17 protein-coding genes and 1 tRNA gene are annotated in these 15,389 nt (G+C 45.7%); 13 read left to right on the forward strand and 5 right to left on the reverse strand.

Annotated elements, in window-relative coordinates; genetic code table 11:
* Positions 1-8: 8 nt before the first annotated feature.
* The 9 genes from AOC19_RS04110 to AOC19_RS04150 all read left to right on the forward strand — a co-directional run bounded on the left by AOC19_RS04110 (position 9) and on the right by AOC19_RS04150 (position 6,028).
* Positions 9-980 carry an acetyl-CoA carboxylase carboxyltransferase subunit alpha gene (locus AOC19_RS04110; RefSeq protein WP_215377790.1) on the forward strand — a complete coding sequence of 324 codons (972 nt, stop codon included), beginning with the start codon at positions 9-11 and terminating at the stop codon, positions 978-980.
* Positions 946-2,259, forward strand: a complete 1,314-nt coding sequence (gene tilS, locus AOC19_RS04115) for a tRNA lysidine(34) synthetase TilS (RefSeq protein ID WP_215377792.1) — start codon at positions 946-948, stop codon at positions 2,257-2,259. The genes AOC19_RS04110 and tilS overlap by 35 nt, the downstream gene beginning before the upstream one ends.
* A gap of 83 nt (positions 2,260-2,342) precedes the next feature.
* A complete protein-coding gene (locus tag AOC19_RS04120) occupies positions 2,343-3,593 on the forward strand; it encodes an aspartate kinase (RefSeq protein ID WP_215377794.1) in 1,251 nt (416 codons plus the stop codon).
* 91 nt (positions 3,594-3,684) lie between these two features.
* Positions 3,685-3,779, forward strand: a tRNA-Ser gene (locus AOC19_RS04125).
* Between the two features lie 408 nt (positions 3,780-4,187).
* Complete coding sequence (locus AOC19_RS04130) at positions 4,188-4,484, forward strand: hypothetical protein (RefSeq protein WP_215377796.1); 297 nt, start codon at positions 4,188-4,190, stop codon at positions 4,482-4,484.
* 46 nt (positions 4,485-4,530) lie between these two features.
* The gene (locus AOC19_RS04135; protein ID WP_215377797.1) at positions 4,531-4,971 is read left to right on the forward strand and encodes a Smr/MutS family protein; all 441 of its coding nucleotides are present in this window, start codon (positions 4,531-4,533) and stop codon (positions 4,969-4,971) included.
* Positions 4,972-5,036: 65 nt separating this feature from the next.
* Complete coding sequence (locus AOC19_RS04140) at positions 5,037-5,372, forward strand: DUF883 family protein (RefSeq protein WP_215377799.1); 336 nt, start codon at positions 5,037-5,039, stop codon at positions 5,370-5,372.
* A gap of 6 nt (positions 5,373-5,378) precedes the next feature.
* Positions 5,379-5,750, forward strand: coding sequence for a phage holin family protein (locus AOC19_RS04145; protein WP_215377801.1), 372 nt, complete (start codon positions 5,379-5,381; stop codon positions 5,748-5,750).
* Complete coding sequence (locus tag AOC19_RS04150) at positions 5,747-6,028, forward strand: YqjK-like family protein (RefSeq protein WP_215377803.1); 282 nt, start codon at positions 5,747-5,749, stop codon at positions 6,026-6,028. Before AOC19_RS04145 ends, AOC19_RS04150 begins: the two co-directional genes overlap by 4 nt.
* A 7-nt stretch (positions 6,029-6,035) precedes the next feature.
* Here AOC19_RS04150 and AOC19_RS04155 read toward each other — a convergent pair whose 3' ends face one another.
* A complete protein-coding gene (locus tag AOC19_RS04155; RefSeq protein WP_215377805.1) occupies positions 6,036-6,554 on the reverse strand; it encodes an adenine phosphoribosyltransferase in 519 nt (172 codons plus the stop codon).
* A gap of 11 nt (positions 6,555-6,565) precedes the next feature.
* Here AOC19_RS04155 and AOC19_RS04160 point away from each other — a divergent pair, with 11 nt between their 5' ends.
* Complete coding sequence (locus AOC19_RS04160) at positions 6,566-7,129, forward strand: 5'-methylthioadenosine nucleosidase (RefSeq protein ID WP_215377807.1); 564 nt, start codon at positions 6,566-6,568, stop codon at positions 7,127-7,129.
* A gap of 19 nt (positions 7,130-7,148) precedes the next feature.
* Positions 7,149-8,822 (forward strand): AMP-binding protein, encoded by a 1,674-nt coding sequence (locus AOC19_RS04165; protein WP_215377809.1) that lies wholly within the window; start codon positions 7,149-7,151, stop codon positions 8,820-8,822.
* 2 nt (positions 8,823-8,824) lie between these two features.
* On the opposite strand, the gene AOC19_RS04170 is transcribed toward AOC19_RS04165, so the two are convergent.
* Genes AOC19_RS04170 through AOC19_RS04180 form a run of 3 tightly spaced genes read right to left on the reverse strand, consistent with a single transcriptional unit; the run spans position 8,825 to position 11,630 of the window.
* A complete protein-coding gene (locus AOC19_RS04170) occupies positions 8,825-9,781 on the reverse strand; it encodes a transporter (RefSeq protein ID WP_215377811.1) in 957 nt (318 codons plus the stop codon).
* Positions 9,753-10,292, reverse strand: coding sequence for a hypothetical protein (locus AOC19_RS04175; RefSeq protein ID WP_215377812.1), 540 nt, complete (start codon positions 10,290-10,292; stop codon positions 9,753-9,755). The genes AOC19_RS04170 and AOC19_RS04175 overlap by 29 nt, the downstream gene beginning before the upstream one ends.
* 36 nt (positions 10,293-10,328) lie before the next feature.
* Positions 10,329-11,630, reverse strand: a complete 1,302-nt coding sequence (locus AOC19_RS04180; protein WP_215377814.1) for a peptidase U32 family protein — start codon at positions 11,628-11,630, stop codon at positions 10,329-10,331.
* A 224-nt stretch (positions 11,631-11,854) separates the two neighbouring features.
* Between AOC19_RS04180 and AOC19_RS04185 the strand changes: the two genes are divergently transcribed.
* Positions 11,855-12,439, forward strand: coding sequence for a hypothetical protein (locus AOC19_RS04185; RefSeq protein ID WP_215377816.1), 585 nt, complete (start codon positions 11,855-11,857; stop codon positions 12,437-12,439).
* Positions 12,440-12,786: 347 nt separating this feature from the next.
* Positions 12,787-14,487: an amidohydrolase gene (locus AOC19_RS04190; RefSeq protein ID WP_215377817.1), complete on the forward strand. Its 1,701-nt coding sequence runs from the start codon at positions 12,787-12,789 to the stop codon at positions 14,485-14,487.
* A gap of 519 nt (positions 14,488-15,006) precedes the next feature.
* Here the strand turns inward: AOC19_RS04190 and AOC19_RS04195 are convergent.
* Positions 15,007-15,318 carry a hypothetical protein gene (locus tag AOC19_RS04195; RefSeq protein WP_215377819.1) on the reverse strand — a complete coding sequence of 104 codons (312 nt, stop codon included), beginning with the start codon at positions 15,316-15,318 and terminating at the stop codon, positions 15,007-15,009.
* Positions 15,319-15,389: the final 71 nt, after the last annotated feature.

Here is a 15,389-nt window from a genome sequence, read left to right on the forward strand (position 1 = left end):
ATCAAGCTATGAAAACGACTTTCCTGGATTTTGAGCAGTCAATCGCTGAACTAGAGTCAAAGATTGAAGAGCTGCAATTTGTACAAGATGAATCATCAGTGGATATCTCTGATGAGATCAAAACGCTGAGCGAAAAAAGTCAGCAGCTGACGAAAGATATTTATGCCAACTTAAGCCCTTGGCAAGTTTCTCAAGTGGCTCGTCATCCACAGCGTCCTTACACATTGGATTACGTGAGCGCACTATTTACGGATTTTCATGAGCTGCATGGCGATCGTAATTTTGCGGATGATCAATCCATCATTACCGGCCTGGCCCGTTTTGAGAATCAACCCTGCATGGTGATTGGCCATCAGAAAGGTCGCGATACCAAAGAACGTGCATTAAGAAACTTTGGCATGAGTCGCCCTGAAGGTTATCGAAAAGCAAAGCGTGTCATGCGCTTGGCAGAAAAATTTAAATTACCTGTATTTACCTTTGTGGATACACCGGGCGCATTTCCAGGGATCGATGCAGAGGAGCGCAATCAATCCGAAGCTATTGGTCATAACCTCTATGTGCAAGCTGAATTAGAGGTTCCTATCATCGCCACCATTATTGGTGAAGGTGGTTCTGGTGGTGCACTTGCGATTGCAATGGGCGATGTAGTGTTGATGTTGCAAAACTCCACTTATTCCGTGATCTCACCTGAAGGCTGTGCATCTATTCTTTGGAAGACTGCTGATAAAGCACCAGAGGCTGCTGAGCAATTGGGTTTGACTGCGCAACGTTTAAAAGCAATTGGCTTAATCGATAAGATTGTTCCCGAGCCAACTGGTGGCGCGCATCGTGATTACGACACCATGATGAGCAATATGCGCAAAGCTTTGAATGAGTCCCTCAAAACCTTTAGTGGTATGAAAGTGGATGCGCTTCTTGAGCGTCGACACGAACGCTTGATGAGCTATGGCAAGTTCAAGGAAATCGAAGCCAAGCCTTAAGGCAATCCCCGGAGCAGCCAAACCTATTGGGCTAGCCTTAAGTGGTGGGCTTGACTCGGTTGTGTTGCTCGATACCGTATGTAAAGCGGTTCAAGCCAATTCAAATAAGCCCACTGAGATTTGGGTGTTTCATATTCACCACGGACTTCAAAAGCCTGCTGATCAGTGGCTAGAGTTCTGCGAGAAGCTGGCAAAAAAATATCAAGTGCATTTTGACTTTCGTCTTTTGCATTTTGCAGATCAAGCGCAGGGCAATATTGAAGCGAGAGCAAGGGCAGAGCGCTATGAAGCTCTTACTGACTTGTGTGTAGAACACAACATCGAAGATCTACTGCTAGCCCATCACCAAAACGACCAAGCAGAAACCGTGCTCCTGCAACTCTTGCGAGGTTCTGGTGTAGCAGGTCTCTCTGGCATGCCACTGCATCGCGCCAATTCTAAAGAGGGCCACCAAATTACCCTCTGGCGGCCATTGCTCAATCAAAGCAGGGCAGAGTTAGAGGCTTATGCCAAAGAACACAAATTGAAGTGGGTTGAAGATCCTAGTAATCAAAATACGCGCTATCGTCGCAATGCCATTCGCAAAGACATTATTCCGAAGCTGGAGAAGATTCAGCCTGGTGCAATTGCTAACCTAGCTCGCAGCGCAGACTTATTGGCTCAATCCCAAACATTGCTCGATCGCTTAGCTGAGTTAGATGGCAAAAAAATTCTTCAAAGCAATCAATTGCAGCTGGCACCTCTTCTAACCCTTGCCAGGGTAGATAAATCAGCTGCTAATAATCTGATGCGGTATTGGCTCAAACTCCATGATTTGGCAATGCCATCCCAAGAACGTCTTGAGTCTTGGTGGAAGGATCTGATGCTTGTAAAAGCTGATTCCAGTTTGGAATGGCAGCACGATGGGGTGAGCATTTATCTCTGGCGTGACCGCTTGCAGGTGGTCCATTCCAATGCGGGGCAGTGGATCTTTCAGGCTGTCCCTGCACGAAGCGAATTACTGGGCTTACCTGCAGACTGGGTTAGCAAAGCCCAGGAGCAGGGCCTGATTGAGGAAAGTCTGCGTCAAGGTGCGGAAAAGATCCAAATCAAGCCCAATACCCCACGTAAAACGCTCAAGAACCTTTTCCAAGGGTCCGACATCCCACCTTGGGAGCGTCAGGCGCCATTGCTTTATATCAATGATCAGCTCATAGCGGTCGCTGGTGTTGGCACGAGCTATCCACATTTAGTATCGACTGGTAAGCGAGTGCTCCCCGTATGGCTTGAGAAGCCATAGCAAAGCATAAAACCCTGTAAAATAAGCCCCTTTTAGACCCTCGGGAATGTAATTCCCTATAAATAGACAATACGACGGTTTTTATGGCTCTTATCGTTCATAAGTATGGTGGCACCTCAATGGGCTCAGTTGAGCGCATTCAGAATGTCGCTAAACGCGTTGCTAAGTGGATGCGTGCAGGTCACCAGGTAGTTGTGGTGCCTTCAGCTATGTCTGGCGAAACCAATCGTTTGCTTGGTTTGGCTAAGGATATCAATCCCGATGCAAATCCACGCGAACTCGATCAAATCGCCTCTACAGGCGAGCAAGTGAGTTCTGGCCTATTGGCCCTGGCATTGCTCCGTGAAGGTGTTGATGCAGTTAGTTATGCTGGCTGGCAGGTGACAGTTCACACAGATTCTTCATTTACTAAAGCGCGTATCAAAAGTATCGATGACAAGAAAATTCTTGCTGATTTGAATGCTGGACGTGCTGTTGTAGTCACTGGCTTCCAAGGCGTTGATCCCGATGGCAACATCACGACTTTAGGTCGTGGTGGTTCAGACACATCTGCTGTTGCCATGGCGGCGGCCCTGAAGGCGGATGAGTGCTTAATCTACACCGACGTGGATGGTGTCTACACGACTGATCCACGTGTTTGTGAAGATGCACGTCGCTTAGACAAAATTACTTTTGAAGAAATGCTAGAGATGGCAAGTCTGGGTTCAAAGGTATTGCAGATTCGTTCAGTTGAGTTTGCTGGTAAGTACAAAGTTAAAACCCGTGTTCTGTCATCACTGACAGATCCGTTGATGCCCCTTGATCAAGAGATGAAGTCGGGCACCTTGATTACATTTGAAGAGGACAGCACTATGGAAGCCGCAGTTATTTCCGGCATCGCCTTTGCGCGTGATGAAGCAAAAATTACCGTTCTTGGGGTTCCTGATCGCCCAGGTATCGCTTATCAAATTCTGGGTCCAATTGCGGATGCCAATATTGATGTGGACATCATTATTCAGAACCAGTCCTTTGAAGGTAAGACAGACTTCACTTTTACAGTCCCACGTGCGGACTATCAAAAAGCTCTGGACTTGTTAAAGAACAATGTTCAATCTCATATTGAAGCCAAAGAAATTACTGGTGATCCAAAGGTATCTAAGGTTTCCGTTGTGGGTGTTGGTATGCGCTCCCATGTTGGCGTTGCTAGCAAAATGTTCCGCACATTGTCAGAGGAGGGCATCAATATCCTGATGATCTCCACCAGCGAAATCAAGATTTCTGTAGTGATTGATGAGAAATATATGGAGTTGGCTGTACGCGCTCTCCATAAGGCATTTGAGCTCGATCAGAAGTAAAAAACACGCAGTAATCGCTGTAAATCCGCAGTAAAACCCCGCAGTCAACGGAATCCGTTAAACTGTGGGTCGTTGTAAAGGCATCAAGCAGGGAGACGTGGCCGAGCTGGTCGAAGGCACTCCCCTGCTAAGGGAGCATCGGGGCTAAAACTCTGATCGGAGGTTCGAATCCTCTCGTCTCCGCCAAAATCCTTGTGATTTAACTGCTTGAGCCGCTACGACAAATAACTAAGCCCCTTAACCGGGGCTTTTTTATTGCCTATACCTTTACTAGGCCCGTCGGATCTTCGCAGCAAATCTCCAAAAACTAATTCATATCGTTCATTTTGGCCCGAACGCTGCCAATTTATTTTTTATTACTAAAGTTCACAACTTCACAACTTCTGTGGTATAGTGTTTCTAAAGGAGGGTAAATGAGAAGAGCGATACCAAAAACACATCAAGCTTTAGATTGGATAGGGAAGGGAATGACCGCAGCTCAAGCCGCTAGGAAGATGGAAATTTCAGAATCTAGCGTCTACGCCGCCTTAAGAAAAACCAAAGCAAAAGATTCAGGTTGTTGTCCAACATGTGGTCACAAATTAAGGAAATAAGATGAAAAAAACTCTATTGGCTGTTGTTTCAATCTCCGTAGCTGCATTTGCTTATGCAAATACCTCATCCGATTCATCTGAATTGGTAAGTCAGCAGTGCAAGATTTCAGCTGAAGCAGTTTCGACATTGAAGGGATTGCGCTATGGCAATACATCGATTCGTAAGGATGTAGCCGGTCTGATTAATATCAATCTGAAGGTGCAAGAGAATAAAGATGCAGCTCAATTGACCTTAAATAGAATGGTTGATGACCAAGTTAATACAGCCTCCGCATTAGAAGCTAAGTATTGTTCTTAATGTTGTTGTGAATGGGTTATTGCCCAATCATCTATAAAGGCGTTTGATGACCCATTCATTTGAGTGCCCAGAATGTGGTAACCCAAGAGGTATGCTGGGGGAGTGCCGTCAATGCGGTAGTGAGGATCCACCGATTCCGCATAGCGACACAATGGTGTTGAATTTAAAGTTTGATAGTCCGAGTGCAGAAGAGGCTTTGGATCGACTGACTATAGGGCTTCGTCGAGCCTCTGAGGTCGGTATCAAGGCAATCATCCTGATACATGGTTATGGAGCTAGCGGCGAGGGTGGCAAGATCAAGTGGGCGGTGCATGACGCCCTAGATAACAACTATTTCTCGGATCGGGTTGATGAGTACCATTTTGGTGAGCAGACTGCGTTTGGCAGCGAGGCTTACCATGCGCTTTTGAGGAGAAGGCCTGGATTAAAGGCGTATCTCAAGCTCTTCAAGGAAGGTAATGCAGGGATGACGGTATTAATACTGTGATCTCTGTTGGAATTGCTTAGAATGGACTTACCTATCAAATTAGATGGCATCAGCAAGGAGTGGTAATGACAGCTAAAAAATCGACAACTGTGCATGAAGAGGTTCAAATCAATTCTGAAAATTTAATTGGTGATTTCAAGGCGCTCATGGCGGATGCCGAAGACCTCATTAAGGCCACAGCTAGCCATGACGATGGCCCTCTTGGCGCAATTCGTTCAAAGGCTCTGGAGACTCTTAATAGCGCAAAAGAAAGCCTTTCCTCTGTTGAAGGCACTGTGACTGAAAAAGCTAAAGTCGTTGCTGAGCGCACTGATGAGTTTGTCCACAGAAATCCCTGGGAGGCAGTAGGTGTTGCTGCTGGGATTGGCTTGTTGGTCGGTCTATTCATTCGTCGTCGCTAGGAACTCATGTCACAAGAAAATCTTTTTTCCTCACTCAAGAATCTAGTCTCCACCGGGGCATCCATTGCTCAAACTCGTCTGGAGTTGATCTCGATTGATGTGCAGATTGCTCGCACTAAGTTTCTGAGTCTTTTGGTGATGGTGATTTGTACTTTATTTTTCTTGTTCTTTGGCTTGGTGATGCTGGCCTTGCTTATTGTGATTTATAGCTGGGAGACTGATCGAGTCTTGGCGCTAACTTTGCTTACTTGCGGTTTCTTAGCGGTGGGCTGCATTCTTGCGTTGGTAGTTTTACGTTCACTCAAGGCCATGCCTAAATTATTTGATGCAACCATTAGCGAGTTGGCTAAAGACCGCCAGGAGCTTGCAAAGCGATGAGTCAAAAGCTCGCTGAACTCCAGGCCAGGCAAAGGGAGCTGCAGGAGCGAGCTGCCCAAGAGCGCGCTGATTTTGCTTTGCATTTTGAACCCATAGAAAAACCCTTGTCATGGGCTGATAAGGGTATCGATGCCTTTAATTTCATGAAGAGTACGCCCATCTTATGGACTAGCGCATTCGCTGTACTAGCGCACTACAAACCCAAGTTGGCCAGCAAGGTGCTCGCAGTAGGTTGGGGCACTGTCAAGCTTCTGAAGGGCGCTAAGAGCCTTCTATAGCCATTACTTAAGCAAGCATCACCGTCTGATTGGCAATCCCATTTTCATTCAAGATCTTGCTGCCATGTAAACCATCGATTTCCAGCAAGGTGATCGCGCCAGCTACTCCAAAACCCGCTTTTTGAAGGAGCTTGCTAGCCGCAATGATGGTGCCACCTGTAGCCAGAACATCATCCACAATCAAAACACGTGCATCTGCTGGCAAGGTAGATTGCTGAATTTCCAGGGAATCAGAGCCATATTCCAGGCCATAAGACTCTCGATGGCTTGCCAGGGGAAGCTTATTGGGTTTGCGAGCCAGTGCTAGCCCCGTATGGGTTTGCTGGGCTAGGGCAGTAGCAAAGATAAAACCACGTGATTCAATACCTAAAATATGGGTGTAGTCAAACCGTTGAGCGAGTGCCTCTAACTGACGCGTAGCCTCCTTAAAAGCGTCTGGATTGGCTAATAAGGGCGAGATATCCCTAAAGAGTATTCCTGGCTTGGGGAAGTCGGGGACTCCGGGTAGATAATCTAATAAATTCATTATTGGCTGACATGAAAACACAATTACTCATTATTACCGCATTGGAATCCGAGCTTGCAAAAACCGCCTTGCCAGCGGGTGTAGAGATCGTCTATTCCGGTGTTGGAAAAATCAATGCAACTGCAGCAAGCCTTAGAGCTATCCATCAATATCAGCCTCAACGGATCGTGAACTTTGGGACTGTCGGAAAAATCAATTCTGCATTAGAGGGTTTATTGGAAATTGGTAAGGTTGTTCAGCGAGATATGATGACAGTACCTCTGGCTCCACGAGGTCAAACACCATTTTGCTCGAAGCCATCTCAATACCTTTCGCTGGGCGGTGAGCATACTTGCGGAACTGGCGATAGTTTTGTAACAGCTCACGATCCTTGGTTAATCTCCCAGGGCATTGATGTTGTGGATATGGAATTGTTCGCGATTGCCAATATTGCCTATCAATCCAATATCCCATGGCAATCATTTAAATATGTGACTGATGATGCGAATGCAGATTCCGGAAATGAGTGGACGCATCGCGTCAATCATGGTCAGGAACTCTATCTAGACAAGCTCAAAGAGCTGATGAGCGCCTAATAACAATCCCATATTGATCATGCCCATGAATGCTCAAAAACCTTGGCTGAAAAACTATCTTGAGGGCGTTCCTCATGAGATTGATCTGGCTGGGCACACTTCGATTGTGGATTTCATAGAAGAATCATTTCGCAAGTTTCCAGATCGTATTGCAATCGAGTCGATGGGCTACAAAATCAGCTACCGTCAACTTGACATCCTTTCCAAGGACTTCGCTGCGTATTTGCAAACCTTAGGTCTCGATCAGGATGCGCGTGTCGCCATCATGTTTCCCAACGTTCCGCAATACTTGATAGCGATGTTCGGTACGCTGCGCGCCGGCTTTGTCGTGGTGAATATCAACCCGCTATACACCGCCAGGGAGCTCGAACACCAATTACAAGATAGCGGTGCATCTCTTTTGGTGATGTTAGAAAACTTTGCACACGTGTATCAGGAGATTGCTGATCATGGGCTGGTAAAGAAGGTGATTGTGAGTAGCTTGGGTGAGAGCCTTGGTCCAAAAGGTGTCATCATTAATCTGATTGCACGTCATATTAAAAAGCTCATCCCACATTGGAGCTTTCCTTGTATCAAATTGAATCAGGCGCTCAAACTTGGTGCTGGCCATGGCTTTACTAGGCCCACTCTAGCGCAAGACGACATTGCCTTTTTGCAATATACGGGAGGCACTACGGGAGTCTCTAAGGGCGCCGTCTTGCTACACCGAAACATCTTGGCGAACATCATTCAAATTGAGTCTTGGCTTGAGCCTGCTCTAAAAGGCCGTCATCAGCAGTTAGTCTTCTTATGCGCACTACCCATGACCCATATTTTTGCGCTCACCGCTTGCGGTCTGCTTGGAATGCGCAAAGGCGGAAAATTATTATTGGTGGCAAATCCCCGCGATATCACTGGCTTTATTAAGCTACTGATGAAACATCCTGAGATTAATATTTTCCCGGGTGTGAATACACTCTTTCATGCGCTGATCCATCGCCCTGAATTTAGCAAGGTGAAATTGCCCAATCTCTTGGTTACCATTGGTGGCGGCATGGCGGTGCTTAAGAAGACTGCGGAACTGTGGCAGAAGATGATGGGGGTGCCGATTGCTCAAGGCTATGGACTATCGGAAACCTCACCGGTGGTATGCGTCAATACACCATTTGTTAAAGAGTTTACGGGCTCTATTGGTATGCCAGTACCCAGTACAGATGTGCTGATACTAGATGATGATGGAATAGAGGTTCCCTTTGGTGTGCCAGGTGAGATCTGTATTAAAGGACCACAAGTGATGGCGGGCTACTGGAATAGACCCGAAGAGACTGAGCAATTTATTACCCCAGAGGGTTACTTTAAGTCTGGTGATATTGGCACTATGAGCCCAGAGGGTTATGTTCAGATTGTGGACCGCAAGAAAGACATGATCGTCGTTGCTGGCTTTAAAGTATTTCCGAATGAGATCGAAGAAGTGATTTCATTAATGCCTGGGGTCAGGGAGTGTGCCGTGATTGGCTTCCCGCACCGTAAGCTTGGCGAGATCGTCAAAGCCTATATCGTCAAAGATCAGCCTGACTTAACAGAGGCTCAAGTCATTCAGTATTGCAAAGAGCAAATGACGAGTTACAAACGCCCTAGAAAAATTGCCTTTATTGATGAAATGCCAAAGTCCAATGTTGGTAAGATTCTGCGTCGTCACTTGCGCGACTTATAAAACTATAAGCCGCCACCAAAGCGGTATTGCCAAGAGATGCCATACAGATCGTAGCTATTATTAGTCCTGGAGTAAGCGCCAGTACTGGCAGATAGTCGCACAGAGTTGTGTTTATTTACTGGGTAGGACATGGTTGTTCCAAAGCGCCAGTTCTCTTGATTGCCGCTGATCGGATTGCCATTCACATACGATTGCCCGCCAGTAAAGTAGGTGGCATCAACCGAGATCCAAGCCGTATTCTGAAAGTAATAGATTGCGTGAGTTTGAGTTGAGTAGACTGGGTTTTGAGATAGCGAGTTCCCACCCATAAAGTTCGTATTGCTGGTGTAAAAAATACCTGCGCCGGCCAACTCCAATCTCCATGGACCAAGCGCCTTCGAGATTCCAAGGCCGGGTTGGATAAACCAGCGATTAGCACCCACATTAATCAATTGATTGTCATTGTATTTGCCCCATGGGATGGAGGCTGCCAGACTCACGCCGACAATGAGGTCTTGCTGATAGTCTTTAAATTGATCTAGCGTTAATGCGGGCGCACCATAGAGATTAATTGCAGCCTTGATGAGTGGATCAGATAAGCCCTCAGTACTTGCGTTGACTGTTCGTCCACCGACGCTGCTTGATCCACTGAGTTGGCCATAGGGAACAACCAGGGTGAGTTTTCCGGATTGTCCGCCTGCATCAAAGATGTGGGTCAGGCCCATGACCTCACTTGTCAGGGTGTAGTTGCCCGCTTTTGCTTGCGCCACTCCAGCGCTGATGAAGTTAATGCCGACCGGCGCATTGGAATAGGTTCGTGCCTCGATTTCTTGGGCATACGACAGGGCGGGAAATAAAGCGCTGAAGCTAAGCGCTAGATAAGCCAATACCCTGAAAATTCTGCCTTGACGGATGGAGAATGACTTCATCATCAAGGCAGTCTTGCTGGACTTAATTGCTCGATTTTGATTTATCGCCAAACAAGATTTCTAGGGTGGCGTTGCTACCCAGCATCAAAGTCATGCCCATCAATAAGAGATAGGGCCATACAATTAACCAATACACAATCGACATAGCCACAACGCGCAATGGATCAGCTTGTCCAAATTCAGTCATGGAAATCAGGAATTCTTTTCCATGAAGCAGTCCATGAACTCCAGCCTCCAAATAATTTAAACCCAAAACCACAAGCAGATAAATCAAGGACTCTAGTATCAGAGAGCTCACGATGCCATGATTCTTGTCCACTTTGATTGGGAAGGCAGCTTGAGCAAGTAGCAAGAATTTTGCACATACGGCCGCTTTGATTAAAGCAAAACCAAATATAGATAAAGGAATAGGTCTTTCATCTAGTGATGTTGCAGCTAAAAAAGCAATAGCGCAAAACCAAGCCCCAAAGTAAACGGTTAACTGAAAGGCTTTAACAAACTCTTCCTTTGCCTTCTCTTTAAAGGTTTTGGGTTTGCCGTGTAACGTGTGTGTGGAATTCATATGGATATCTAAGTGCGATGCACCCCGGTTAATGGTTTAGCAGTTACTGCAAGAGCCGCCAGCTTCAACGGGGGCGGGTTCTTGGGTGTAGCGGGCAATAAATGCGTGTTTACTCTTGAGTGGCAACTGAATCCATACAAAGTGACCCGATCCAGGGGCAACATCGATTGGTTCGCCTTTTAGATTCCACATGGCATCGAGCACCATGTCTTGGTTACCTTCAGGCTCAATAATTTCTAATTTATCGCCTAGAGAGAAGCGATTCTTAACATCGACCTTAACGCGACCAGATGCCTCATCAATTTCTACAGTTTCACCAACGTAAAGACTTCTGCCTGAGAGGGAGTGGCCGCGCATATAGAGTTGATACTCTTTATCGTGATGACGCTCATAAAAGCCATCGGTATAGCCACGATTTGCCAGACCCTCTAAGTTACCAATGAGAGACATATTCATCGGACGGCCTGCTACTGCATCATCAATTGCGGTACGGTAAGACTGACAAGTGCGTGATACGTAATAGGGTGACTTAGTACGACCCTCAATCTTGAAGGAGTCCACACCCATCTTCGTCAAGCGTTCAATATGCTCAATCGCACGTAAATCTTTTGAGTTCATGATGTAAGTGCCATGCTCATCTTCTTCCATGGGCATCAAATCATCTGGACGGCGGGCTTCCTGAAGAAGAACTACATCACCACTGGTATTTTGTTGGCCAGGCTTAACCTTGTAATCCCAACGGCAAGCATTGGTGCAAGCACCTTGGTTAGAGTCGCGATGGGACATGTAGCCAGACAAAAGACAGCGACCTGAGTAGGCGATACATAAAGCCCCGTGAACAAATACCTCTAGTTCCATTTCTGGGCAGTCTTGACGAACTTCTTCGATTTCATCAAAAGAAAGTTCACGAGACAAAATCACTCGGCTAATACCAACGGAGCGCCAGAACTTAGCAGAGGCGCCATTCACGGTATTAGCCTGAACTGATAAATGAATAGGCATGTCTGGCCAAGCTTCTCTAGCCATCATGATGAGTCCAGGATCTGACATGATCATGGCGTCAGGTTTTAACGCCACTACAGGATCCATGTCTTTAATGTAGGTGCGGGTCTTACCGCCATGAGGAAGTAGGTTAGATACTAGATAAAACTTCTTACCTAAAGCATGCGCTGTATCGATGCCTTCTTTGAGCGTTTCCATTTTTCCAAAGTCATTGTTACGCACTCGGAGTGAATAACGCGGCTGCCCGGCATAAATGGCGTCAGCACCAAAGTCAAAGGCGGTACGCAGCATGGAAAGGCTGCCGGCAGGGGCTAGAAGTTCTGGAATCTTAGTCATGGCGCTATTTTAGTGAATACAGGCATTCTTGTTGGATTTGCTGCAACACCAAGCCCTCGGAGCCACTCAGCCAGCGTTTATCCCAGCATTCCAGTCAAATTACCCGCTATGAAGAGTATCCTACGGGGTCTGTGGCGAGCATTTGTAAAAACAGAGCAGGGAGCCTTCCCTTGAATCGTCCACCCGAAATTGAAGGCACTAATTTAAGAATCAGAAAGAACGTCATGACAAAACTCACATCCAAGCCAATCCTCAAAAAAGCGAGTGGCATTTTGGCGCAAGAGTTTGCTATACCTAAGGACATCGCCTGGGCCTGGTTCACATTATTGCTGTCACAAGAAGAGCAAAAGCGCGACAGTGAAGAAAAGCGCTATGCCCGAATTGCAGAATTTGAAGCTTGGATTGCAGAACTCAATTTACCAACTGACCCTAAAAATCCCGCAAGTGGCGCAGTGAGTCCAGAGTCAGTAAAAAATTCAGCTAGAAATGTATTTGAGTGGCCCCATGAGTACATTTTTGATGAGCCGGTAGCAGCCAAGCATCCAGACTCTAAGGTCACCTACAGCGATACGATTACCAAACCAATCTTAGATGCCATTAAAGATGCTGGAGGTTCTGATGATCGACCGGCACTTATTGCCATTTTGGAAGGCTATGCAAGAGAGGGTAAAGAGCCATTTGCCAATGTCACACCAGAAGGTATTGAATGGAAGGGCAGCAATTGGTCCGAGGGCGACAAGCTCAATCTACTCACCATCAAGACCTTAAATAACCGCCTCGCTAATTTAAAAAAGAAGGGGCTGATCTAAGTTCAACTTGGTTACCCAAGCTGCAAAGAAGAAGCCACCCATAAGGTGGTTTTCTTATATCTAGCTACTCTACCTAAAGATTAACAGAGCAAAAAACACTCTCGTATCTTGTATTAAGCTTCTCCAAGGTTCTGTAAAGATTGGGTATTAGCCTAATTCAACTAATATTGATTGACCGCTTTCGGCCAAAATGAGAGGCTCTTGCTTCTCTACAAGAATCTAACGGTTGCCCCTTAAACAGATATCGAAATCATTGTATTTAAGTAAGCATTTGCAGGGATTTGCTATTGGATTTTGGTATATTCATTATTCCAATTCCCACCGAATAAACCCAATCGGAGATTAATGTGAAATTCGCACCAAAACTACTTGCTGCTTTATTGATGGCGCAATGCTCCTTGGTTTTTGCCGCAAGTAATGCGGACACCATTTTTTATGGCGGTGATATTGTCACAATGAATAAGGCCCAGCCTGCAGCAGAGGCTGTAGCGATTCAGGGTGGAAAGATTGTCAAGGTCGGCTCTTTATCCCAGGTTAAAAGCCTTCAAGGGAAAGACACCAAGCTCATCAACCTGAATGGTCAAACTTTAATGCCAGGTTTTGTAGAGCCTCATGTGCATATCTTTGGCACAGCATTTTCAGAAGAACTTTGGCAAAACATGTCCAACTTTGAGATGCCGCATGACACCTTAGACAGTTTGGTTGCAAAGCTGACGGCGTATAGCAAGAATGTTAAAGATGGTGAGTGGATTACTGCGTTTGGCGTTGATCCCTCAAGGACTGACCCATTCATGGCTGAGTTGACAGCCGATATCCTGGATAAGGTATCCACAACTAAGCCAATCTTTGTCATGAACCAAAGTATGCACATTGCCTATGTAAACCATAAGGCTATGGAGATGGCGGGGATCACTGACTCCACTCCAGATCCTAAGGGTGGCAAATTACTAAAAGATAGCAAGGGTCGTTTAACTGGCGTAATTTATGAGGTGCCAGCCTTCTATTTGTTCTTAAAAAAGATGCCTGTACCTAACCAGGATTTAATTGAGCAAGCGGTTGCAAAGGTGGGGCAGAGAATGGTGCGCAAGGGCGTTACGACCTCAGCAGAAATTTCTCTCGGAGGTTACCTTGGAGTTGATAAGGAAAATGCTTTATTAAACGACATGACTCATAGCGGAAAGCTGCCAGTTCGTGTCAGGGGGTATATGTATTCAAATGCATTTCCACTAACGAACAATAGCTATAAGCCAGGTCAGGGTGATGATGTCTACAAGCTAATTGGTGTCAAGATCGTGTCAGATGGATCTGATCAGGGTCTTACTGGCGCAATGAATCAGCCCTACGCATATCCTGCGGGGACTAAAAATACAGGTAACCTAAACTTTACTGAGCAGGAACTCTATGATCTTGCTAAACCAAGATTTGATCAGGGCTGGCAGATCTCGGTGCACTCCAATGGCGATAGAGCAATTGAGCAGACTCTCAATGTTTTTCAGAAGCTCGTTACCAAACCAAGTGATGCTAAGGCTAGATTAAGGATTGAGCATTTCACAGTTCCTACTGAGGCACAGATTGCAAAAGCAGCAAAATTAGGCGTTGTTCCTGGTTTCACTATTGGACATACAGATTATTGGGGTGAAGCGTTTCACGATCATCTGCTTGGACCAGAGAGAGCTAATCGAATTGACCCAAGCGCTAGCTTGATAAAGAATGGCATGCGCTTTGCGTACCATAGTGATTCTCCGGTCTCCCCAATTCACCCATTGAAGTACGCTTCTGAGGGTGCCTCAAGACTTTGGCAAGTAACACCACAAAAGGTATTGAATGCCAAAGAAAAGGTATCTATCAATGATGCTTTAAAGGCGATCACTATTGATGCCGCCTATCAACTCAAGATGGACGATAAGGTTGGATCGGTTGAAGCGGGTAAATATGCTGACTTCGCTATCGTGAATCAGAATCCCATGAAAACGGATGCCTATAAGATCCGAGACATTCAAGTTAACGAAACTTGGGTAAATGGTCAGCAGGTGTTTAAGAAGAACTAAGACTCAGCTTTTCTTGTTTAAAAGATTAACCACCTTTGGGTGGTTTTTCTTTGTGCGTCCGCTTTGGGTCGATTGCGGGCAATCGCTGTTCGCTGGATTATTAATCTATCGATCATTGAGTTACCAAGCAGAACCAATAAAAAAGCCCCTAGATTGCTCTAGGGGCTTACTAATTTGGCTCCTCGACCTGGGCTCGAACCAGGGACCTACGGATTAACAGAGTCCTTGGATCTCTATTTGCCTTGACATGGCTCTAATTTACACCAATTTACTCAGGTTTTAAATACCTCTTAAATAGTGATTTTCTCGCTAGAATTTCCCTATGAACAATGGCTCAATTTTTACTGATTCGGCTCTTAATGCCTTGATAACTGCCCACTACATTCGTGAGTTCTTGGATAGGGGGTTGGTTAAAGAGGATTTAAATAATGAGGATGCGGCAAACAGTGCATCCTGCTGTTGTCTAGAAATAGGCTGGGGAAATTTTTAGGGGTGTATTCAGCGTAAGATAATTTCATCTCACTGACAATGCTTTCTTATGATACGTAAGGCACTTTCGTACGACTCTGAGAGGTCTGCAACCCAAATCCTGCCCTCACTATCTGAATTGGGGTACTGAACCATCTTTATTCCGTAGTCATTAAGGTTCCCGACAATAGTCTCACGCTCAATTGGATCATGGCCACCTAACCATTCCAAGACATAAAGTCCTTTTGGACCATCAGCAATAAAGTGGTCACATGAACCAAATTTCTCAACAACAACCCCAGTTTCTGCACAAACAAATTTTGTCATTAACATAAGGATAAATAATCCAATAAATTTTTTCATGTTCTACTTTTTATGAGGGTCTATCGCACTTTAGTTATTTAGTTGACAGATGAGTGGTAACAGGGTCTTTG

Origin of the sequence: Polynucleobacter asymbioticus (assembly GCF_018687575.1) — a bacterium.
GTDB classification, from domain to species: Bacteria; Pseudomonadota; Gammaproteobacteria; order Burkholderiales; family Burkholderiaceae; genus Polynucleobacter; species Polynucleobacter asymbioticus_C.